We start from the raw sequence: 21,756 nt of genomic DNA, 5'->3' as shown, positions 1-21,756 counted from the left end.
TTCACTCCTTCCTTAATTTTTAGAAATAGCGTTAAACTTACAGTTATCCATACAAGCGCCGCACTTGATACATTTAGCCTGATCGATTGTATGAGGCTTGCGCACTTCGCCGGAGATAGCGCCCACCGGACACTTTCTGGCACACAGGGTACATCCCTTACATACATCCGGATTGATCGAGAACTTCAGCAGCGCCGTACATTTACCAGCCGGGCAGGTATGATCTTTTACATGCGCAATATATTCATCTTCAAAGTGAGCCAGCGTAGAAAGAACCGGATTAGGAGCAGACTGACCCAGGCCACACAGAGCGGTATCCTTGATCACCTGAGAAATTCTCTTTAGCTCAGCAATATGCTCCATCGTTCCCTTGCCGCTGGTGATATCCTTCAAAAGCTCTGTCAGACGCTTGGTGCCTACACGGCAGGGTGTACACTTACCGCAGGACTCCTCCTCGGTAAACTCCAGATAGAAGCGGGCCACTGCCGGCATACAGTCGTCTTCATCCATAACAATCAGACCGCCGGAGCCCATCATGGAACCCTTAGCAACCAGATTATCAAAATCGATCGGCGTATCCAGATCCTTCTCCGTCAGACATCCACCGGAAGGACCGCCTGTCTGTGCTGCTTTAAACTTCTTGCCGTTTTTAATGCCGCCACCGATATCATAGATAACTTCACGCAGGGTCGTACCCATGGGTACCTCGATCAGACCTACGTTATTGATCTTACCAGCCAGAGCAAACACCTTTGTACCTTTGCTCTTCTCGGTACCAATCTTGTTAAACCAATCTGCGCCCTTTAAGAAAATAACCGGCACATTGGCAAAGGTCTCTACGTTATTTACATTGGTAGGCTTGCCCCAAAAACCGCTCTCAGCCGGGAACGGAGGCTTCGTTGTGGGCTCGCCTCGATTTCCTTCCATAGAATGAATCAAAGCTGTCTCCTCGCCGCATACGAACGCGCCGGCGCCGAAGCAAAGCTGAATATCAAAGGAAAAATCTGTTCCTAGTATGTTCTCACCCAAGAGTCCGTATTCGCGGGCCTGCCCAATCGCTGTCTCCAGACGCTGAATCGCCAGCGGATACTCTGCACGGATGTATACACGGCCCTGAGAGGCGCCGATCGCATAACCGCAGATCGCCATTGCCTCAATGATGCTGTTCGGGTCGCCCTCCAAAATGGAACGATCCATGAATGCACCCGGGTCACCCTCATCGGCATTACATACAACATATTTCTCATCACCCTGATAGCCGCGGGCAAACTGCCATTTCATACCAGTGGGGAAACCTGCGCCGCCGCGTCCGCGAAGGCCAGACTTTTTAACCTCTTCAATAACCTGCTCAGGCGTCAGCTCGGTCAAGCACTTTGCCAGTGCCTGATATCCGTCACGGCCAATGTACTCTTCAATATTTTCCGGATCGATGAAGCCGCAGTTTCTCAGTGCAATACGCATCTGCTTCTTATAGAAGTCCATATGCTTTGCATCAGAAATATGCTTTTCATTCTCAGGATCCACATACAAAAGACGATTTACCTTACGTCCTTTTATAATATGTTCTGCTACGATCTCATTTGCATCCTCCGGGGCTACCTGCGTATAGAAGGTATTGTCGGGAAGAATCTTAACGATCGGCCCTTTCTCACAAAAACCAAAACAACCGGTCTGAAGCACCTTCACTTCATCGGCCATGCCCGCTGCCTTCACGGCATCCTTCAAATTCTCGGCAATCTGACGGGAATTGGAAGACAGACATCCGGTACCGCCACAGACCAGGATATGAAACTTATAATCTGCCATAATATCCTCCTAAAATATGAAAACTTTCAGCTTATTCAACGGTATTATGCGTCACGGGAATGATGCCGTCCAGCATCTCGCCGTTCTTGATACCCTTTTCTACGATCTCATGTACCTTTGCTCTATCCACATGACCATATACAACAGGCTCCTTGCCGGGCATGGTCAGCTCGATCGTGGGCTCTGCATAGCAGTATCCCATGCAGCCAGTCTGCGTCACAACGGCATTTTCAATCTTTTCTTCCTGCAGCACCTTGATGAACTCATCCATCGTCTCACGTGCGCCGGCAGCAATTCCGCAGGTAGCCATTGCCACGCGAATCTGAATCAGGTTTTCAATGTTGTCGCCCTTTACGCGCAGCGAAACCGTGTTTTGTGCCTGCTCTTTGATCTTTTTCAGCTCTTCCAATGATTTAATCTTAGCCATTTTTGCTCTCCTTATTTACTGGCACTCAGCCAAAATTCCTTCTACCATATCGGGAGTCACACGGCCATACACCTTGTCTCCGATCATCACAACGGGAGCCAGGCCGCAGGCACCTACGCAGCGCAGCGTTCTCAAAGAGAACTTGCCATCCGCCGTCGTACCGCCGATGTCGATGCCCAGACGCTTTTTCAGCTCTTCCAAAACGCTTTCTGCACCACGCACATAGCAGGCCGTACCCATACAGACAGAAATATCATACTCTCCTTTGGGCTTCATCGTAAAGAAAGAATAGAAGCTTACCACGCCGTATACTTTGGATACCGGAACATTCAGCTTCTGCGCTACATAAATCTGAACCTCCTTCGGCAAATAGCCGAAAATTCCTTGAGCCGTATGCAGCACACGGATCAATTCACCATGGGTGCTGGGCAAAGACGCAATAAACGCATCAAGCTCTGCATATTTTTCTTTGTCCGCGCCGTTAGCACAATTACATGCCATATCACATTACCTCCTAAGATATGTTGTTGCCGGCTTGCGCCGGAAAACTTTGTTACAATAGGCTCTGACTCAGTGCCTGCAGGATTCCGTGAGCGGAAACGCTCTCGACCTCCAGCTCGCTGGGAGCCATACCGATCAGGCCAAGCTCATGCGCATCCGAGGCCGTGATCAAACGATACTCCTGCGCATATTTTTTTTCGTAGCTTTCCTTCTCTGCATACATGGAAAGCTCCAGGGTCGGAAAATGAAGATCGGTTGGAATAAATCCCAAATTAGAAAGCACACTGCAGCTCTTGCGGTCGATATGCGCCGGAATGGCCAGTCCATGATTGGCTGCGGCTCTTGCCGCCACCTTCTCAAGACTCATATCACAAGACATACTGAGCATCTTTTCTTCATACCCGATGATCTCATCCTCATCATCCAGCAGCTGCTGCTTTTCCCGCACCTTGGCCGGTGCCTTCATCGCAGGCAGCGCCGCATAGACCTCCTCCTGCATGGCAAGTGCATCCTCCAGCTTCTGGAACAGTGTGACCACATGAACCTCTTCTCTTGTCTGCACTTCTAAACCAGGCACCACTACCAGACCCGTCCCCTGCGCCACCTTCATCACCATCTCCGCATTGCGGCAGGAATTGTGATCGGTGACCGCAATCGCCGTCAGCTCTTGAAGCAGCGCCATGTTGACCATATTATTAGGAGTCATCTCATTCAGCGCACAGGGCGAAAGAGCGGAATGCATATGTAAATCACAAATGATCTTCATGAATTTCTCCTCTTTTCCTCCATGTAAAATATAACATGACTCCATTGATAATAGTATAACAAACTATCCTCAAAAAGTAAATAAGCTTTTCAAGATGTTTTTAATAAGCTTGCTTTCCTTATTATTTAAGTCACATTTGCCGGATCTCTTCCATATTTTCCCGGATAAATTCCTTTACCCACAGATACACACTGGGCGTACTCAGCGGAACCCCTTCCAGGATCTCGTTCAGCTCTGGCGTGCTCACCGCAAATTCCTGCAGCTCCTCCGCTTCCTTTCCCCGGTGCTGATAGCGATAGGTAAACGCGATTTCCGGATGAGAGGAAAACAGCGTCATCAGCGTAGAGGGCATATCGCCAAGCGGAGGCCTGTCGATATGATCCAGCTCCATCTGCGCCGTCACCGTCGTTCCTTTGCCGACCTCACTGTCAATATCCAGCCGTCCGCCGCACATCAGGCAGGTATCATTTAAAAATGGAATCCCTAGGCCCACCTTGCGCATCGTGCGGCTGGTGGTAAACGGATTGCGGATCGTTTTCAGCATATCCGGCGCAATCCCGCGGCCATCATCCTCAATCCGGATCATAAGCCGGTTTTCTTTCTCATCCTCGCAGATGAGGATCTCAATATTTTTTCCTTCGCCCCGCACGCTGTTTTCTCCGATATCCAGCACATGCAGCGCCAGCTCCTTCATCATAGATTTTTCTCCAGAATCAGCTTTTTGGCAATAGAGAAGGGATCCAGCTTGGTGCCTAACAGCGCAATGCCCTCTTCCTCCGCCGTTTTGCATGTCTCCTCATCCGGCTCATAGCCATGGGCGATGATAATGGCCGGCACTCCTTTAAGCGATGCCACAGCTACAATATTGACATGGCTCTGAATCGTGATCCAGACCTGCCCCTCCTGCGCCTCTCCCATCACAACACTCAAAAGATCGCCCATATATCCGCCGCTGACCTCGGCCTCCATGTCGCCCTCCTGAATCAGCGTAAGCTCATCGAGCTCCAATAGATCGCGTACAACCATTGTTTTTCCTCCTTTTGCCGCTTGGCGGCGCTTTTATTCTTCATCCTTTTGTTTAATGCTGGGCGGCATTTTGCCTGACAGGGCTACCATCTCCTCTGCCACCTCTTTCACTCGCTGGCGCAGCAGGAAAATGCAGTCCTCCACCTGCACCTTGCCCTTGACCACATCTGTCGCAAAGGCCAGACAGGACGGCGAGCCACAGGCGCCGCAGTCGATCTGCGGCAGGCGCTCGTTGAGCTGATCGCGCTCCTGCATCATGCGCCATGCCTCCTGCATGTCGGAGCTGAACTGCATGTTGTCGAGCTCCTCCAACTCCTTTTCGGCCTCCACCGGCACCCTGATGCCGAGGATCTCTTTGTTGTAGCAGGGGTTTTCATTGCGGCGCAGCACCTTTTTCATGCGCGTCTCTGCACTGAACGGATTTTCCACAGCCATGGGCCCGCCCAGACAGCCGCCGGTGCAGGCGTTGGCCTCGATGAAATCCACGCGCTGGATAACGCCGTTTTCCAGCCGGTCCATAATCTCGATCACATTGTCGATGCCGTCAACCGAAAGCACATCCTTAAGCCCCAGATTTTCGCTTTCGCCGCCAATATGCGCCCAGCGGATACCCTCCTGGCCGCTCAGCTGCAGCACCTCGATGTCCTCGCCCTGAATGCTTTTGATAATCGGACGGATTTTATAAAAAATTTCATTCAGCGCCACGGTGTCCGTCACGGCTGACTTTTCCACCATGCTGGGATGCGCTACCTCTGTCGCCTTTGCCGGACAGGGCGTAATGAAAAATACGCCGATCTCTTCATCTTTATATCCCTTTTCAATAAAGGCCTTACGCGCAATGCGCGCAGCTGTTTCCATGGGCGAAATCAGGGGCAGTATGTTGTCGATCAGCGAAGGGAACCTGTTTTGAATCAGTCGTACAATCGCCGGACATGCCGAGGAAATCCAAGGGCCCTCCTCCTCGCTGCGCGGATGCTCGCGAATGTATTCCCGGGTTGCGGCTGTGATCACTTCCGCCCCCATCGCCACGCCAACCACCTCGTCGAACCCGATCCGGCGCAGCGCTGTCAGGATCCGGTTTACATTGCGGTTGCCCTCAAACTGACTGTATAAAGACGGCGGCGGCAGCGCGATTTTGAGCTTGTAGGGGCTTTCCAAAATCTCGTCCAGCTTCTTTGTCACCGCCACCTTGGCTTTGTGCTTGCACACCTGCATGCAGATGCCGCAGTCGATACAGCGCCCTTTGATGATATGCGCCCGGCCTCCCCGCACGCGGATCGCTTCGGTAGGACATCGTTTGATACACGTTGTACAGCCAACGCAGCGATCTTCCATAAGTTTTACCGATGTCACATTCATAAATTCTGACCTTTCTACATGATTTATGTCAAATTAAACCCCAGGGTAAGCGTCGTGCCGACGCCTACCTCTGTCTCCACCTTCATATCGTCGCTGAATTTTTTCATATTGGGCATGCCCATGCCGGCGCCAAAGCCAAGCTCCCTGGCCTCCGGAGAAGCTGTGGACCAGCCGGCTGTCATCGCCAGATCCAGATCGGGAATCCCCGGCCCAGAATCGGCCATCTCCACCTGAATTTTGCTTTCGTCTACCTCACAGGTAATCTCGCCGCCGTTTGCATGGATGACCATATTGATCTCTCCCTCATACATTGCGATCGAAATGCGTCGAATGACCTTCGGGCTCACGCCGAGCTGCTTAAGCGCCGTTTTAAATTCAGTAGAGGCTCTGCCGGCCATCTCCGGCACAGAGGCATCCACCTGATATTTAAAAATCATTTTCGATCTCCTCTCCTTCCAGCCCGGCCTCATGTAGCAGCGCGCTGGCCGTATACATGGAGTGCCGCGTGCCGAGCAGCAAAATTCCTGCGTGAGTCGCCTGCTCAACAATATCCTCTGTAGGCTCTTTGCCGCGCACAAACACAATCGCCCGGATGTCGACCATCTGACAGGTGCGGATCACCTGCGGGTTCACGGTCCCTGTTAGGAGCACGTCATTGTTCTGTGCAAAGGCCAGCACATCGCTCATCAGATCACAGCTATAGCCGTAATCTACTGAAAGCTCCTCCTCGATCTCATTATATCGCTCCGCTTCCAGTATCTCCTGAATTTTACTTACCTTCATCTTCTTCCTCCATCTGCGAGTCTCATCTTAGATGCGCTTATTATATCAAATCTTTTTCCGATTTGCACTGGTTTTTGTTGGAAACTTACAAATATTTTTATTGACGCAGCGGGCTTATCCGGCATTTTTAGCTTGAATGTCCCCTCAATCCATGATATCATGCTATTTATACAATTTTCAAATCATCACGGAGGCTTTTTTAACGATGTCCTACATAAAAAAACATCCCCATTTCATCATTCTGACTCTTGGCACCGTTATCGCGCTGATATGCGGCGCCGGCTTTGTGCACCTGCTGATGGGCTATCTGGCCTACGCCGTTTTCATGTATTTTGTCCGTCTGCCGCTTTCGATCGGCTGGACCGGCTATGTATTTCAGTTTGTTTTCCGCAAACAAAAATGGGCCATTCCGCTTTACCGCTATGCGCTAAAGCACAGGGCCTCCTGCTCTTCTCCGCTCATCGCCTACGGGCTCTATCTTTTAGAGGAGTGTCATTACGAGGAAGCCCTGACCGCCTTTCAGCATGTGGTCACGCTCCCCAAGGTCAATCCGACCATGCTCAAATTTGCCCGTCAGGATCTGGCCATTGCCTATTGGAAGACCGGCGACCTCGCCACCGGCATCTCCACCCTCGAGCAAATGCAGAAGGACTATGAATTTTTCAATCTCGAATTTTACACCACACTGGGCTATTTTTACATAGAGGCCGGCGAATACGAAAAGGCGCGTGAGATCACCGACCTCGCTCTCATGGAGGATGAGGCTCACGGCCCTGCCTATGACAATCTGGCTCAGATCGAATACCGCCAAGGTCACTACGATGAGGCCGAAGCGCTCTTCTTAAAAGCGCTTGATCTGCGCGATACCATGGCCGACAGCAAATATTATCTGGGCCTGATCTACGAAAAGGCAGGCGATCCCGATGCCGCCCTCGCCTACTTTACCGCGGCGCACAATTCACGCATCACCGGTCTCAACACCGTAACCCGCGAGCAGGTCGATGCCAAATATCAAGAATATATAAAGGAGATGTAAAGTATGAACATTCAAACCCTTTCCAGTGCCAAGCCGAGCCGCTTTGCGGCAAAAGAACTAGAATCCTACCTTGTCCGCATGGGCTGCCCGCAGCTGAGCTACCAGCTGGACGTAGCCGATCTTTCAGGCTATGGCCTGCCTGCCGTGGCAGACGCTTCTCTGGACGATCAGTATTACATTCATGTCGATGCTGACAAACAGCAGATTCTGGGCAACAATCCCCGCGCGCTGCTGCTTGGCGTATACCGCTACCTGACCCTGATCGGCTGCCGCTTCCTGCGGCCCGGCAAGCAGTATGAGGTCGTACCGACACTGACCTGTGTTTCCGATTTTTACGCCAAGGAAGCACACACCGCCGATTTGCGCCACCGCGGCGCCTGCCTGGAGGGGGCGGATTCGATTGAAAATATGCTGGATTTTTTGGATTGGTCGCCCAAAATCGGCTTTAACAGCTTTTTCTTCCAGTTTAAATATCCGCATACGTTTTTGGAGCGCTGGTTCAGCCACTCTAACAATCCGCTGCTGAAGCCGGTGAAGTGGACGATGGAGGATTCGGAGCGCCTGATGCCGGCTCTGAATGATGCGATGACGGAGCGCGGCATTTTGCAGCACCGCGTGGGCCATGGCTGGACGAGCGAGACGATTGGCTGCTCGGCGACCGGCTGGGATGCGGAAGAGGCTGAGTTTGATGAGAAAACTCAGATGATGATTGCGGAGGTAAACGGCAAGCGCGAGCTGTTCCACGGCATCCCGACCAATACCAATCTCTGCCTGACCAATCCGGACGCAGTGGAAAGATTTTCGGATCTGGTGGTGGACTATGCGAAAGAAAATCCGGATACGGATTATCTGCATATCTGGCTGGCGGATGGCGTGAACAATTCCTGCGAATGTGAAAACTGCCGCAAGCTGCGCCCCTCTGATCATTATGTGGCTTTGCTGAACCGAATTGATGAGAAGCTGACGGCTATCGCTTCTTCTACGCGCCTGGTGATGCTGCTCTATGTTGACCTTTTATGGGCTCCTGTGCAGACTAAAATCAAGAATCCCGATCGCTTTGTACTGATGTTTGCACCCATTACGCGTACATTTGAGCAGGCGTATTCTGAACACGGTGAGCTGCCGGCGGCCCCTGAATTTCATCTGAATCATCTGCAGTTTCCAAAAGACATCGAGACCAATCTGGCCTTTTTAAAGGACTGGCAGAAAATGGCTGGCTGTGATGCGTTTGTGTATGACTATCCTCTTGGACGCGCGCACTATGGCGATCCGTCCTATGTGGGCATCTCCCGGATCATTTATAAAGACCTGCAGTTTAACCGTCAGCTTGGCCTGAACGGTATCAACAGCTGTCAGGAGCTGCGCGCCGGATTTCCGAATGCGCTGCCGAACTATGTGATGGCGCGGACCTCTATGGATCTTTCTCTTTCCTTTGAAGAGATTGCTGCTGAATATTATGAAGCGGCCTATGGCGCCGACGGTGCTGCGCTGCTGCCGCTGATGGATGAGCTTTCTTCTTTGTTCAGTACAGATTATATTTTAAATCATGGTTCCCGCGTAAATGCAGCGCTAGCGGCGCACATGCAGCAGGTACCGGCGGTGCTTGCCCGGATCGAAGCGCTGATGCAAAGCCGTCCGGCCGACCAGAATCCGGTGCAGGCCCATATGTGGAGCGAGCTTCGTTTCTTCCTTGACTATACGCGAACCTTTGCTAACATTGTGGAGCTCTCTGCCGGTGATCATCCTGAGGAAGCGAATGCCGTTTTGGAAAATGAATTTAAGCCTTTGGTGCAGCAGCATGAAATGGTGGATCAAGGCGGCCTTGACGTTTTCCGTCTGCAGCATATTCTGGCCTATCCGTTCCGGGCGGAGCGTCCTTAAGCGGAGGAAGGTTCATGAGACAACCGAATATTCTGTTTATTCTGGCAGATGATCAGCGCTTTCATACGATTCATGCACTTGGCAATGAGGATATCCAGACGCCTCATCTGGACCGACTGGTACGGGAGGGCACTGCGTTTACGCATGCCCATATCCCGGGCGGCACCTCGGGCGCTGTCTGCATGCCGAGCCGTGCGATGATCCATTCCGGCAAATCTCTGTTTCACCTTTATGAATCCGGCGCCGAAATCCCTGCAGATCACACAACCATGGGCGAATGTTTTCGGGCAAACGGATATCATACGATCGGTATCGGCAAATGGCACAATGGAACCGCCTCGTACGCCCGCAGCTTTTCTTACGGCGATGAAATATTCTTCGGCGGGATGTGGGATCATTGGAACGTCCCGGTCAACTCATATCATCCTGATGGAAAATATGAGAATGTCATTCGCAGCACACCTGACTTTTTCCATGCCAATCATCCGATGGATACCATTGCGGAGCGCATTACGGCCGGCAAGCATTCTACGGAGCTTTTTACCGATGCGGCCATTCGATTTATCCGGCAGCCTCATGAAGAGCCGTTTTTTCTCTATACCGCGCTGCTCGCGCCGCATGATCCGCGCACGATGCCGGAACGCTTCCGTACGATGTATGATCCTGCCAAGCTTTCACTGCCTGCAAATTTTGCTGCTGATCATTTTGACTTTGGCATCAATCCATCTGTCGGAGAGGACCGTGATGAAAATTTAGCGGCGCATCCGCGCACAGAGACTGAGATTCGCCAGCATCTTGCGGATTATTATGCCATGATCTCCCATATCGACGAGCAGGTAGGCCGCCTTTTAGAGGCACTGGAAAGCACCGGTCAGCTGGAAAATACGATCATTGTCTATACCGGCGATAATGGGCTTGCCATCGGCTGTCACGGCCTGATGGGAAAGCAAAACCTGTATGAGCACAGCATCCGTGTACCGCTGATTCTGCGCGGTCCTGGCATTGAGTCCGGCGCCAGGCGCAGTGCCTATGTGTATCTGATGGACATCTACCCTACGCTTTGCGAGCTCTGCGGACTATCCGTTCCTGACTCTGTAGAGGGAAAAAGCTTTAAGGGCATTTTAGAGGATGCCGCGCTAACCACAAGGCCGCATCTTTATCTGGCCTATACGCATCTGATCCGGGCGATTAAGGATGAGCGCTTCAAGCTCATCCGTTATAAGCAGCAGCCGGAGGAAACGCAGCTTTTTGATTTGCAGGAAGATCCGGAGGAAACGGTGAATCTTTATCATGATCCTTCTTATCAGGCGACGGCGGCGGCATTGGAAACCCTGCTGCTTGCAGAGCGCGGGCACTGTGAAGATGCCGCAGATAATGTTTACACGCAGCGGTTTTGGAATGAGTGATATACAAAGCGTTACTTTTTTACTGCCGCACGGGATTTTAAATAAATATCAATGTCATTAGCTTTTTTATTTACCCCTGGTTTAACCAGGGGTTTTCTTAAACCTAAAGGCAACAATCAAAAACTGATGGGAAAATTTTCCCATCAGTTTTTTGTATAATGCCAGTGGTACAATATGTTGATAGGCATTAAACCCGTTTACTTAGGCTTCAGTTTGAAGAGTTAAGATCAATCCACAAAGCAGGACGGGCCGCATAGGTACCGCCGAAACCACTCCAAGCATTAATCCCCTTCTCGTCGATGGCACCGTCACTATTAACATTAGCAATACAATCCTGACTATTGCCAGGCGACCGCAGCCACCAGCCGCAGTTGCCCTCATATTCCAAAGCTCCATTAGTAACTGCATACCCCGTTGGCTTGCATTGCCTTGCTTGATCAGAGCTAAAATATTGGTTAGCCTCCGTTATACTCAATAAAAATACCTGATCCTGAGTTGCGTTACCTGGGTTTGCACTGGATTTCGGATTTTCATCAACAGATACCGTTACTGTACAAATCCTCGCCTTTTCATTGGTGTAAAATGCATCATTTAAAAATTCGTTATTTAGCCACTCTCGAAGCGAGCAGGATTCCCAAGCAACATTTTTTTCGAGATACAGTTTGCAATCAAGAGCATACTTACTGATTACAAGAGCCTTGTCCTCTTTTATCTCAAGTACAAGCCACTCAATGTCTTCCTTGCCATTATCGGTGTTATTATCTTGCTCATATGCACCCCAAAAAATATAGTCGCCAACCTTTGCACTTTTCAGCTGTTCTTCATTTTTTGTCAATCTGATATTTTCTGCTTGGCTGGCAGAATCTTTATAACTCCCAAGCTCTTGAAAAATGCTATATGCATCATCAAGATTTCCGGCATCCAATAATGCGATTGCATTGTTGTATTTGCTGTTAGGAATAATCACAGTATTCAAAACAATAATAAATGCAATAATCGCACAAACAATGGGAATTGTGATAATCACAATTTTCTTATTTCGTTTAGCAATACGCTCTGCTTCATTACGATATATTTGTTTGCGTTCTAAGCGATCGGCTTCCTCTTTGGCTTTGATTTCTTCAATTCGCCTTTGACAAACGCAGATTTTTTCATCTGCATCTTTCCAGCCAGAGATAGATTCGAACAGCTTGATTGCCACTTCATAGTTAGAAACAGCCTCACCAGTCATTTTAGCGTTTCCATCAGCAAGAATTGCATCTTTTCTTGTAATTTCTGCTTTTTCATAACAATCATTTGCAAGCACAGCAGAATCCAGATATCCGCTAATAACTTCAAAGAGCTGCGCCGCTTCTTTATATGCATTCTCTGTATTGGCCGCTGACATAGCATCTTTAGCACGGTTATAACAGCTTTTTAAATATGCTTCCTTATTTCGCTTGTTAATGTGCTCTATATAATCAGAAAGTGCTGTCTTCAACTCATCGTCGGCAAAACGAATGATTTTTTGATAGTTATTACTGTTTCTAAAGGGCTTTTCACAGTCTTTCAGATTTTCCTGTTTGCTTACTTTAAGCTCTGCCATCAGTTTGCCGAGATATGCTAATGCATTTTCGGGGTCAATATCCAACACCTTTTCACAATACTCATTGGCAGCATTCCAATCCTTGTCCTCTAAAAACATAAAGATACGTTTTAATAGGGGTGCTATGTTAGTATTTCCCCCTAAAACACCAAATTCTTTTACTAGGGCTTTATCCGTCTGTATAATCTTCTTGATACCTCGAATTAAATCCTGCATAAAACCAAGCTTGGATATGTCCTGTGCCTGAAGATGCGAAAATTCCTCAGGTAAATCATAAGGATCCATATCCTTGTAGGCAGGAATCAGCATCTTGTTTTGCCCCTGTTTAATCAAAGCGAGATAACGGCTCCATTCGTTACGCACCCATGCCGCCTTAAAAAATTCAGGCTTAGTACCCAGCACTACCATCACCTTAGCGGAATTTAACGCTGCAAAAATATAGGGTTCATAGGCATGGCCAAGCTTATCTTCAAGTGTAATACGAGCAAAGAACACCTTAAACCCTTCCTGCATAAGTTGATGGTACAGCTCATTTGCTAGAACGCTATCGGGGGTACGACGACCATCATTGTCGGTTTCTTTGTAACAGATGAACACATCAAAGGATTCTTCTTTTTGAGAAATCGAAAGAATTTCTTTTTGTATTTCATTGATTATCTTGGCCTCGTTCTCATAAATACTTCTTTGATAGCCATCAGCATACTGCAACGCAGCTTTATAGTTATTATCATTAAAGATCGATGTTAATTGCGTTCTATTTACCGTAGGTACACGTTTGTGGGAAACAGGGTCTTCAACATATTCAATCCCATAGCGACAAAGAACGAGTGACCAATAGGCTTCCGCATCGGTGTTATCTTCATTGAGAATCTGTTCATAGATGCCTATTGCCTTATCAAATTCATTACTACGACGAAAATGACTGGCTCTGTCATATAAATTTGCCCGGCGCTCATCATCCAGTTTTGGCAATGTTTGTTTGGTGCCGCAATATTCACAGGTTGCAACCGTTTCATTATTACTAATTTCAAGCGCGCCACCACACATTTTGCATTTATATGTCATCATAATTTCGATTCTCTCTCCTTATTTCCACTAAAAATTCTTTAGTTATCATTTCCCATATAAATCGCGCATCTAAAGCTGATCGTTTTTTCAACATACAGGCCTTGACCTCCGCCGGCATGCAGAGTAAAACAGCGCGCCCAGCATCCAACCAGATGCCGGCACGCTGTTTTTTACCCAACTCAATAAAACTCTTTAATCCGGTGGAACCAAACGCCGGCCGGGTCGTTCGTCTCCTTCATATACCGGGACATCTTTTCCAGATATTCCTTCTTCACCTCAGCATATGCTGGATCATAGCACACATTATGCAGCTGGTACGGATCCTTCTTCAGATCGTACAGCTCGCCACGCTCGCTCTCATTAAAGGTCAGCTGATAGTCATGGTCGCGCACCATGCGCTGCCGCGCAATATAAAAATGATTATGGTACTCGCCGTATACCTCAGTGCGCCCATTGCTCTCCTTCTCGCCCATCATCAGCGGCAGAATGCTCTCGCCATCCACCGGCTTCGGCGGCTGCGCGCCCGCAATGTCCAAAATCGTCGGCATCAGCTCCTGCAGCGTCACAAAGCTTTCATTATCCTTAATCCCGGCGCCCTTCACCACCATCGGAATATGATAAATCTCCTCAAACGTAAACGCACCCTTCTCAATCAGCTTATGCGCTCCCAGACAGTCGCCGTGATCCGCACTATAAATAATGATGGTATCCTCATACAGCCCCTCTTCCTTCAGCTTGTCAATGATCATGCCCACCATATCGTCAATCATCGTGCAGTGCCCATAGTAGCGGGCAATGATCTCCTGAAAGCCCTTCCAGCCATAGTTTCCAAGCCCCCACATCTTCTCTGACAGATAATACCCGTACGGCTTATCCTCAAACGTCTCGCAGTAGCTCGGATGCTCCGGAATGCTTGCCGGATCATACATCGAATAATACGGCTCCGGCACAATGCTCGGGCTGTGCGGCCCCCAGAAATTTGACCAGATAAAGAACGGCTTATCCTGATTCTTCGCAATATCGATAATCCGCTTCGTCTCCTGCGCCACAAAATACTCAATCGTACTTTCAATCGGACCCTCATGCTTACAGAACATCTCCTGGATCTGCAGCGCCGGATTATCGCCCAAAAAGCCATGCGATACATCCGTCCCTTCAAACCCATTCTCCTTCAGATACTCTTCATAATAATTCGGCTCATTATCCGGCGGCTGATTAAAAATCAGATGCGGAAACACCTGGCTGCCCGGAAATGCATAGCCCATAAACGGCTTGCCGTCATGGAACCCGCATTCCTCAGGCGTCTTCGACGGCGACACATGCCACTTTCCGGCATAGCCGCAGTAATAGCCGGCCTCCCGCATGCACTCGCCCAAAAGCGGCGTCCCCTCTACGATATCCGTAAAGTTATCAATCACGCCATGCTTATGCGGATAAAGCCCCGTCATCACACTGGCCCGGGCCGGCGCACAGATCGCCGACGTCGTATAGGCATTCGTAAACTTCATGCCCTCCGCCGCCAGCTCATCAATATGCGGCGTCTTCACAATCTCATTCATGCCGTACGCGCTCACCGTATCCAGCCGCTGCTGATCCGACAAAATCAGCAGCACATTCTTACGCTTTGCCATTCTCCCTGCTCCCTTCTTTTATAAAATGCCCTCCCCGTCAAACTCCGGCCGCAGCGCCATCGTCGACGAGCTTCTTTCCTGCCTGTATCCAATCAGCCCGCTCGCAAGCGCCTGATCGATCACCTTTTCATATTCATACGTCGTCACGCGGCGGTTAATCTCCGGATACTCCTCCGCCCGGCCAAACGGCGTATACTGACTCAGCAGGCTCATGCGGATGCTCTCCGCCGGAAACGCCTCACCCAGCCACTTCATCAGCTCCATGCTATCCTTATAAGCCCCCGGCAGCACCAGATGCCGCACCAAGAGCCCCTTGCGCAAAAGCCCCTGCGCATCCAGCTCACAGGCTCCCACCTGCCGGTACATCTCCTGCAGCGCCGCCTGCGCCTTCTCAAAATAATCGGCACAGCCGCAATACCTTGCCGCGACCCCTCTGTCAAAGTATTTCAGATCCGGCAAATATACGTCAATCAAGCCTTCCAGCAGACGGAGCGCCTCTGGCTCCTCATAGCCGCCGCAATTATACACAACCGGAATCCGAAGCTCCGGCTTCACCGCAGTCAGCACAGCTTTCAGCTGCAGCGTATAGGGCGTCGGACTTACTAAATCGATGCAGCAGGCCCCCTGCTCCTGCAGGTGCAGCAGAATCTCCGCCAGCCTTGCTTCCGAAACCGGCCATCCATGATTTTCCCAGCTGATTTCATAGTTTTGGCAAAACACGCAGCGCAGATTGCAGCCGCTGAAAAACACCGCTCCGGCGCCTGCCTCTCCGCCAATGCAGGGCTCTTCGCCATGATGCAGCATTGCCTTTGCCACCCGCATCTGAGCGCCGGCGCCGCAAAACCCGGCCGCCTGCAGACGATTGACTCCGCATCTTCGGGGACAGAGTCTACAACTCCCCAAATTGATTTTATCACACATATTTCTCTATTTCCATCATAAATTTATGCGGCCATTGCCATCAGCAGCGTCCCCGCCACCATCAGCAGCAGTCCTGCCAGTGCCCGTTTGCTCAGTTTTTCTTTAAAAACAAAATAAGAGAAGATCACCGTCACAACCACGCTCAGCTTATCAATGGGCACGACCACGCTGACAACGCCATTTTGAATCGCATAATAATAGCAGAGCCATGACGCTCCTGTCGCCAGCCCCGACAGCCCTATGTAGATCAGCTCCCTGCCGTCAATCGTTTTCAGCTGCTTCTGCTTGCCCTTGATACCCACCATCAGCCATGCCATCACCAGCACCACTACCGTGCGGATGGCCGTCCCTAGATTTGACTCTACGCCGCTGATGCCCAGCTTGGCCAAAATGGAGGTCAGCGCTGCAAACACCGCAGAAAGCACCGCATAGAGCAGCCACTGATGATTTTGCGCTTTGCCGCCTCCCTGCTTTTTCTCAATCATCCAAAAAATGCCCACCGCCAGCATCGCTGTGCTGACCAGCTTAACCGCCCAGTGCTCCGTCTCTTGAAACAGGACCATCGCCAGCAGCACTGAAAGAATCGTACTCGACTTATCGATCGGCACCACCTGATTCACATCTCCCAGCGACAGGGCTTTGAAGTAGCAAAGCCACGAAGCGCCCGTTGCCAGTCCGGACAAGATCAAAAACACAAAGGATTTCGTGCTGATCTCCCTTATGCTGCCCGCAGAGCCCACAATCCATACCATCACCCAGGAAAAGATCAGCACCACCACTGTACGCAGCGCCGTTGCCACATCGGAGTCCGTCTTTTTAATCCCGCATTTTGCCAAAATTGACGTCAGACCCGCAAACAGAGCCGATAAAACAGCCATAATAAGCCACATATCCGCATCCTCCCCTTTTTTCTTTTTTCATTTTATGATACAATCAGGCAAATCAATAAAGGAGCCTCTCTATTATGTCTGATTCTATCTTTCCCTTAGATTCCATTTCCGCTTTAGCGGGCCGCACCTTCGCCTGCTCCTGCGGACGTACGCACGCCATTCATACGCAAAAGCTGGTGATTGCCCATGGCGCTATCCATGATGTCTTCCACAGCGGACTCACCGGTACGCCTTTCATTGTAGCCGACGTCAACACATGGCCGCTCGCGCCGCAGAGCTGGCAACCGCTGCCGCATTATGTTCTCACCCATGAGCCCCTGCAGGCGGATGAATATACGCTGGGCGACCTGCTCATCGAGACTGCATTGCAGCCGTTTGATTATCTGATCGCGCTTGGCTCCGGCACCATCGGCGACAGTACGCGCTATTTAGCCAGTATCCTGCACAAACCCTTTATCAATGTCTGCACCGCGCCCTCCATGGATGGCGCGGCCTCCTGCCACTCTCCGCTCATCCATCACAGCTTCAAAACTACCTATCCGGCTGCTGCCCCTTACGCAATCTATTTTGATCTGGACATCATGGCGGCTGCACCGCAGGCCATGATCGCCGCCGGCTTTGCCGATATCGAAGGCAAGCATGTGGCTACGCTGGATTGGTATCTGGGGCATCTGGCCACCGGAGAGGCCTACTGCCCTGAAATCTGCCGCCTGACAATGGATGCTGTTCAGCGCTGTGAGGCTGCCTGCCTTGGCCTGGCCGCCCGCGATAACGCTGCGATTCAAAGTCTGGCGGAGGCGCTGATGCTCTCCAGTCTGGCCATGCAGCTCAACATCACCTCGCGCCCTGCCTCCGGCATGGAGCATCTGATCTCCCACGCTTGGGAGAACTATGGTATACAGCATCAGGAGCCTGCCCATCTGCATGGCGATAAGGTGGGCATCGGTACTTTAATTGCCTGTGAAGTATATCATGAATTTTTTAAAGAAAAACGAATGCCCAAGACAGAGCTGGACGGCATCCGCTATGACGTCATTTTAGCGCACTGGGATGAGCTGAAGGAAAAGGCCGACGCTCTCTACGCCAAACAGGACGCCATTGCGCGCCGCATTTTAAAGGCCGGAGGCCCCATCTACCCTACTGAGCTCCATATCCGTCCGGAAGCCATTCGCTACGGTTTTGCCCATATGACCGATGGCCGTCCGCGCATCACCATCGCGCATCTGATTGAGAAAATGGGGCTTCAGGAAGAAATCCTCAGCCCCATCTGTCATCGCTGGTGTTTATTATAAGCAGTCGACCTGATAGGTCTGCTGAGCAAAGTCAACCGTCACCTGTGTACCGTCGCTGAAAACGGTACGCTGTTTGCTGCCGTCCTCTGTGAGCAGCTCACAGCGCAGCATCTCGGCCTTTGCTACTTTTTCATGAAGCTCTGATACAAAGCTGCAGCGCCGGATATCTTCTTCCAGCTGCAGCTTTTCTGCGCCGTCAAAGGCGCCGTCAAAATTCGGATACGCCGCATCGCGCCGCAGATAAGGCGCTCCGCCGTTTAACAGCGCATACAGCATATAATCATCCTTTTCACTGACCTTATCCATCATCCATGGCTCGATCACGCAGTCATGATAGACAAGATTAAACAGCGGCACTGGAATGCCGTGCCGATCCGAACCCGGCGCCGCCAGCATAAAGTCATAGGGCGCATAATGGCAGAAAACGAGGCTAGGAATCGCCCAGTCATTGACCTCCTCTGAGCTTGGCAAAATATTTTTAGAAAGCAAAAACTCAAAGCAGGCATTGCGGTATTCATAGCAGTCCCGGCGCGTCATGCGGTGCCACGGATGATCGCATTCATCGCCCTCGTTGCAGGTAAAGACATCCAGATATGCACCGTCCAACTGGATCCCGGCATCTTCGATAGCCTTAAAATTGCGTTTGACATAGTAGGGTGCCTGCGTCCCACACAGATAAGACTGCGGGCCGCCCGCCCATCTCTGATGCTGCGGGATGCTCCCGTCCGGCAAACGGCAGGCAAAGTTTTCATCAAAGCTTTTGGCTGCCCGGTAATAATCGCGGTACTGGTCATGAATGCCAAACAGATAGCCGCAGGCATGCATGGTATCGGCCAGCTCCTTCATCGCGTGCCAGCCGCCGGCCTCCTCACAGGCCGGGCTGTAATCCGGATGCTGATTGTCATAGCCGGGCTCTGCCCATCCGTCCAGATGCAGATACATCTTAGATACCCCCGCCTCATGCAGCTGCTTCACCTCGGCAGTCCGCACCGAAAAGGGTGTCAGATGGTCGTTTTTTTCCGGCGCTGCCGGATCGTAAAAATCGGAATTGGGCTGCACCTTGGTCTTGATGCCGGTGTGCACAAAGCAGCAGCCGATCAGATCGTCCACGCTCGGCGTCTTGGCGGCCTTTTCGCGCAGCGTGCGCAGAAGGCCTTTTTCTTTGGCATAAGCCCTGTAGGCCTTGCAGATGTCGTTGTGATCGCAGCCGTGCAGCAGGCGGTACTGGAGCACGCGGCGGTCGTTCATATGGCCGAGGCTGGGCTCCCAGCGGATGCTCATATGCGTATAAGGGCCGCCTGCAGGATGGTCGATGTCATAGCCTGCATTCCAAGGCGTTTCGGCGATCGCCAGATATCCCTCACCGTCCTTGACCTGGGCAAACCACGGCATGTAAGCGCCGGCTGTGCCGAGCATACCGTTAAAGGGCAGCTTGACGGTCTCTGTGGGCCAGGTATTGGGAATGCGGATGCCCTGCTCCCAGTTGAGCAGCGTGTACCAGCTGCTTTGGGGCTCCTCAAATGCCATCGGACCCGGCCAGTATACAGCCTGCACGCCGGCCTGGCTCTCGGAAAGCGGCACCCATTCGCAGCGCACAATGCCGGTGGCTGTCTCTGTCCAGATGATCGTCTCAAAGCTGAGTCCCTGCGCCGCCCCGGAAAAGCCTTCATAATGACTGATCACGCCGCATCCTACGCCCGTCTGCCAGCGCTGATGGCGGATCTGCGCTGCCTGCTCAAAATAAACGCTCTCTTCTTTATAGGCAATATAGGGCTTAAAGGATGGCTCTGTTGTCCACACGGCGCCCTCTGCCGCCATTGTGATGCCCAACGTGGTTTCATTCAGCGAAAGCTGCACACCATTTGTTGTCATGTCCATAATTTCCTCCGTTTTTATAAAATGCCGGCCATTTCCAGACCAATCTTGACAAATAAAAGTACCAGCACGAGCAGCATGATCTTGCGCACATTGCCGCTGCCGCCCTTAATCGCATAGCGGGCTCCGGCATAGTTGCCCAGCATGCAGCAGACAATGGCAGGCACGGCCACGGCAAACCATATTTTTCCGTTGATTAAATAGATGATCGTTGACATCACGTTGGAGGCCAGATTTGAAATTTTCGCACAGCCAGAGGATGTCAGAAGATCCAGCCCAAAAATGCCACTGAAAATCAAAATGAAAAAGGTCCCCGTGCCCGGGCCGATCAGGCCGTCATACAGCCCGATGGCAAGGCCGCTTCCCAGCGCCAGCACCGTCTCCTTGCTGCTGCTCATCTGCTTTCTTTCATTTTCCGCCTGTCCAAATTCGCGCCGACGGATCAAAAAGAGCGCCACTGCCGGCAGCGCTACCAGCACCACGATCCGCAGCGCTCTCTCTGGGATCAGCAGCGCCAGATTGGTCCCGATGAAGGAACCTGCCAGCGAGCCCGCGGCGGCCAAGGCCGCAATTTTGACGATCACTCTCCCGCTTCGGAAATATTTGACTGACGAAAGCGCCGTCCCCATGCAGGCGACCAGCTTATTCGTCCCCAGCGCCAGGTAGGTCGGCATCCCTGCCAGCAGATAGGCCGGGATGGAAATAATACCGCCCCCGCCGGCGACGGAGTCAACAAATCCGGCAACAAAGACCAGCGGACAGGCAATCAGACAAATATGTAAAATCTCACTCATCTTAGCTGCTCCGTTATATAATGCTTCAGCTCCGCCACACCGCCGTGCGGATAGCTGTCAATTACTTTCTTATGCGGATTCCACAGGCAGTCCGTAAGCAAAAATACGCGCATTCCCAGTTCGGCCGCTGCCATATCCTCCGTCACATCGTTTCCCACCATCAGCGTATGCTCTGCCTTTAGCCCCAGCTGCGTCAAAATCTCCTGATAATAGGCTGGATTGGGTTTACAATAATGGCTGTTTTCATACGAAGTAATATAGCAAAATTCCTCCGGCCTCAGGCCTGCCCAGCTGATCCTCTTATGCTGCGCCGCCTTAGGAAATACCGGATTGGTGGCAACGACCATCGGGATCTCCTCTGCCTGAAGCCAGTCTATGAGCTCCCTGATCTGCGGATTCTGCGATGTGGCCGCTCTTGCCTTATCAAAGTCTGTTTGATAAAACTCATCAAATACCGACTGATATTGCAGCGCTTCCGTCCCCATCTGCTCCTCATAGACCTGCCAGAATCTTGCTTCATTCAGGCAGGAGCCGTCATTGGCAACCATCGCATCGGTGCCCTTCCATATGGTGTCGAGCAGCTTTTTCGTATCGATGCCCAGCGGCGCCATCTTTTGCGCAATAGCGCCGAAATAAGCTTTGATAAAGCCCTCCATATCCATCGGCAGCAGGGTGCCGTCCAGATCAAATAAAATTGCTTCCAGCATAT

The 21,756-nt window shown here is 51.1% G+C and carries 21 protein-coding genes; 4 read left to right on the top strand and 17 right to left on the bottom strand.

Features of this window, described 5'->3' with window-relative positions; all coding sequences use genetic code 11:
• Positions 1-12 precede the first annotated feature (12 nt).
• The 10 genes from HFE64_08750 to HFE64_08705 all read right to left on the bottom strand — a co-directional run bounded on the left by HFE64_08750 (position 13) and on the right by HFE64_08705 (position 6,829).
• Positions 13-1,806 carry an NADH-quinone oxidoreductase subunit NuoF gene (locus HFE64_08750; protein MCI8633548.1) on the bottom strand — a complete coding sequence of 598 codons (1,794 nt, stop codon included), beginning with the start codon at positions 1,804-1,806 and terminating at the stop codon, positions 13-15.
• Between the two features lie 31 nt (positions 1,807-1,837).
• On the bottom strand, positions 1,838-2,233 hold the full coding sequence (locus HFE64_08745; GenBank protein ID MCI8633547.1) for a (2Fe-2S) ferredoxin domain-containing protein: 396 nt from the start codon (positions 2,231-2,233) through the stop codon (positions 1,838-1,840).
• Positions 2,234-2,248: 15 nt separating this feature from the next.
• Entirely contained in the window at positions 2,249-2,734 is a 486-nt protein-coding gene (locus tag HFE64_08740) for an NAD(P)H-dependent oxidoreductase subunit E (protein MCI8633546.1), read from the bottom strand.
• A 52-nt stretch (positions 2,735-2,786) separates the two neighbouring features.
• Positions 2,787-3,500, bottom strand: a complete 714-nt coding sequence (locus tag HFE64_08735; GenBank protein MCI8633545.1) for a PHP domain-containing protein — start codon at positions 3,498-3,500, stop codon at positions 2,787-2,789.
• 130 nt (positions 3,501-3,630) lie between these two features.
• Entirely contained in the window at positions 3,631-4,197 is a 567-nt protein-coding gene (locus HFE64_08730) for a sensor histidine kinase (protein MCI8633544.1), read from the bottom strand.
• The gene (locus HFE64_08725) at positions 4,194-4,526 is read right to left on the bottom strand and encodes a serine kinase (protein MCI8633543.1); all 333 of its coding nucleotides are present in this window, start codon (positions 4,524-4,526) and stop codon (positions 4,194-4,196) included. Before HFE64_08725 ends, HFE64_08730 begins: the two co-directional genes overlap by 4 nt.
• Positions 4,527-4,559: 33 nt before the next feature.
• Positions 4,560-5,861, bottom strand: coding sequence for a 4Fe-4S binding protein (locus HFE64_08720; GenBank protein MCI8633542.1), 1,302 nt, complete (start codon positions 5,859-5,861; stop codon positions 4,560-4,562).
• Between the two features lie 47 nt (positions 5,862-5,908).
• Positions 5,909-6,322 carry an anti-sigma regulatory factor gene (locus HFE64_08715; protein MCI8633541.1) on the bottom strand — a complete coding sequence of 138 codons (414 nt, stop codon included), beginning with the start codon at positions 6,320-6,322 and terminating at the stop codon, positions 5,909-5,911.
• The gene (locus HFE64_08710; protein MCI8633540.1) at positions 6,312-6,668 is read right to left on the bottom strand and encodes a hypothetical protein; all 357 of its coding nucleotides are present in this window, start codon (positions 6,666-6,668) and stop codon (positions 6,312-6,314) included. The genes HFE64_08715 and HFE64_08710 overlap by 11 nt, the downstream gene beginning before the upstream one ends.
• A complete protein-coding gene (locus tag HFE64_08705; protein ID MCI8633539.1) occupies positions 6,665-6,829 on the bottom strand; it encodes a hypothetical protein in 165 nt (54 codons plus the stop codon). Before HFE64_08705 ends, HFE64_08710 begins: the two co-directional genes overlap by 4 nt.
• A gap of 44 nt (positions 6,830-6,873) precedes the next feature.
• On the opposite strand from HFE64_08705, the gene HFE64_08700 reads away from it, so the two are divergent.
• From HFE64_08700 to HFE64_08690, 3 genes are read left to right on the top strand one after another with little or no spacing between them, the layout of a single operon-like run.
• The gene (locus tag HFE64_08700) at positions 6,874-7,704 is read left to right on the top strand and encodes a tetratricopeptide repeat protein (protein MCI8633538.1); all 831 of its coding nucleotides are present in this window, start codon (positions 6,874-6,876) and stop codon (positions 7,702-7,704) included.
• A 3-nt stretch (positions 7,705-7,707) separates the two neighbouring features.
• Positions 7,708-9,585 carry a DUF4838 domain-containing protein gene (locus HFE64_08695; GenBank protein MCI8633537.1) on the top strand — a complete coding sequence of 626 codons (1,878 nt, stop codon included), beginning with the start codon at positions 7,708-7,710 and terminating at the stop codon, positions 9,583-9,585.
• Positions 9,586-9,599: 14 nt separating this feature from the next.
• Entirely contained in the window at positions 9,600-10,991 is a 1,392-nt protein-coding gene (locus HFE64_08690; GenBank protein ID MCI8633536.1) for a sulfatase-like hydrolase/transferase, read from the top strand.
• Between the two features lie 208 nt (positions 10,992-11,199).
• Here HFE64_08690 and HFE64_08685 read toward each other — a convergent pair whose 3' ends face one another.
• From HFE64_08685 to HFE64_08670, 4 genes are all read right to left on the bottom strand, one after another.
• Positions 11,200-13,644: a toll/interleukin-1 receptor domain-containing protein gene (locus tag HFE64_08685; GenBank protein MCI8633535.1), complete on the bottom strand. Its 2,445-nt coding sequence runs from the start codon at positions 13,642-13,644 to the stop codon at positions 11,200-11,202.
• Between the two features lie 179 nt (positions 13,645-13,823).
• Positions 13,824-15,275 carry a sulfatase-like hydrolase/transferase gene (locus HFE64_08680; GenBank protein MCI8633534.1) on the bottom strand — a complete coding sequence of 484 codons (1,452 nt, stop codon included), beginning with the start codon at positions 15,273-15,275 and terminating at the stop codon, positions 13,824-13,826.
• 18 nt (positions 15,276-15,293) lie between these two features.
• A complete protein-coding gene (locus tag HFE64_08675) occupies positions 15,294-16,196 on the bottom strand; it encodes a radical SAM protein (GenBank protein ID MCI8633533.1) in 903 nt (300 codons plus the stop codon).
• A gap of 23 nt (positions 16,197-16,219) precedes the next feature.
• Complete coding sequence (locus HFE64_08670; GenBank protein ID MCI8633532.1) at positions 16,220-17,086, bottom strand: EamA family transporter; 867 nt, start codon at positions 17,084-17,086, stop codon at positions 16,220-16,222.
• Between the two features lie 74 nt (positions 17,087-17,160).
• Between HFE64_08670 and HFE64_08665 the strand changes: the two genes are divergently transcribed.
• On the top strand, positions 17,161-18,378 hold the full coding sequence (locus HFE64_08665; protein ID MCI8633531.1) for a sn-glycerol-1-phosphate dehydrogenase: 1,218 nt from the start codon (positions 17,161-17,163) through the stop codon (positions 18,376-18,378).
• On the opposite strand, the gene HFE64_08660 is transcribed toward HFE64_08665, so the two are convergent.
• Genes HFE64_08660 through HFE64_08650 form a run of 3 tightly spaced genes read right to left on the bottom strand, consistent with a single transcriptional unit; the run spans position 18,373 to position 21,754 of the window.
• Positions 18,373-20,256: a hypothetical protein gene (locus HFE64_08660; GenBank protein ID MCI8633530.1), complete on the bottom strand. Its 1,884-nt coding sequence runs from the start codon at positions 20,254-20,256 to the stop codon at positions 18,373-18,375. The genes HFE64_08665 and HFE64_08660 overlap by 6 nt on opposite strands.
• A 14-nt stretch (positions 20,257-20,270) precedes the next feature.
• On the bottom strand, positions 20,271-21,047 hold the full coding sequence (locus HFE64_08655) for a sulfite exporter TauE/SafE family protein (GenBank protein ID MCI8633529.1): 777 nt from the start codon (positions 21,045-21,047) through the stop codon (positions 20,271-20,273).
• Positions 21,044-21,754: an HAD family hydrolase gene (locus HFE64_08650; protein ID MCI8633528.1), complete on the bottom strand. Its 711-nt coding sequence runs from the start codon at positions 21,752-21,754 to the stop codon at positions 21,044-21,046. The genes HFE64_08655 and HFE64_08650 overlap by 4 nt, the downstream gene beginning before the upstream one ends.
• Positions 21,755-21,756: the final 2 nt, after the last annotated feature.

This window comes from Lachnospiraceae bacterium (assembly GCA_022794035.1).
Classification (GTDB): domain Bacteria; phylum Bacillota; class Clostridia; order Lachnospirales; family Bianqueaceae; genus CALWPV01.
The sequence above is the reverse complement of the archived record's forward strand: the minus strand, read 5'-3'. Positions and strand labels throughout refer to the sequence as shown.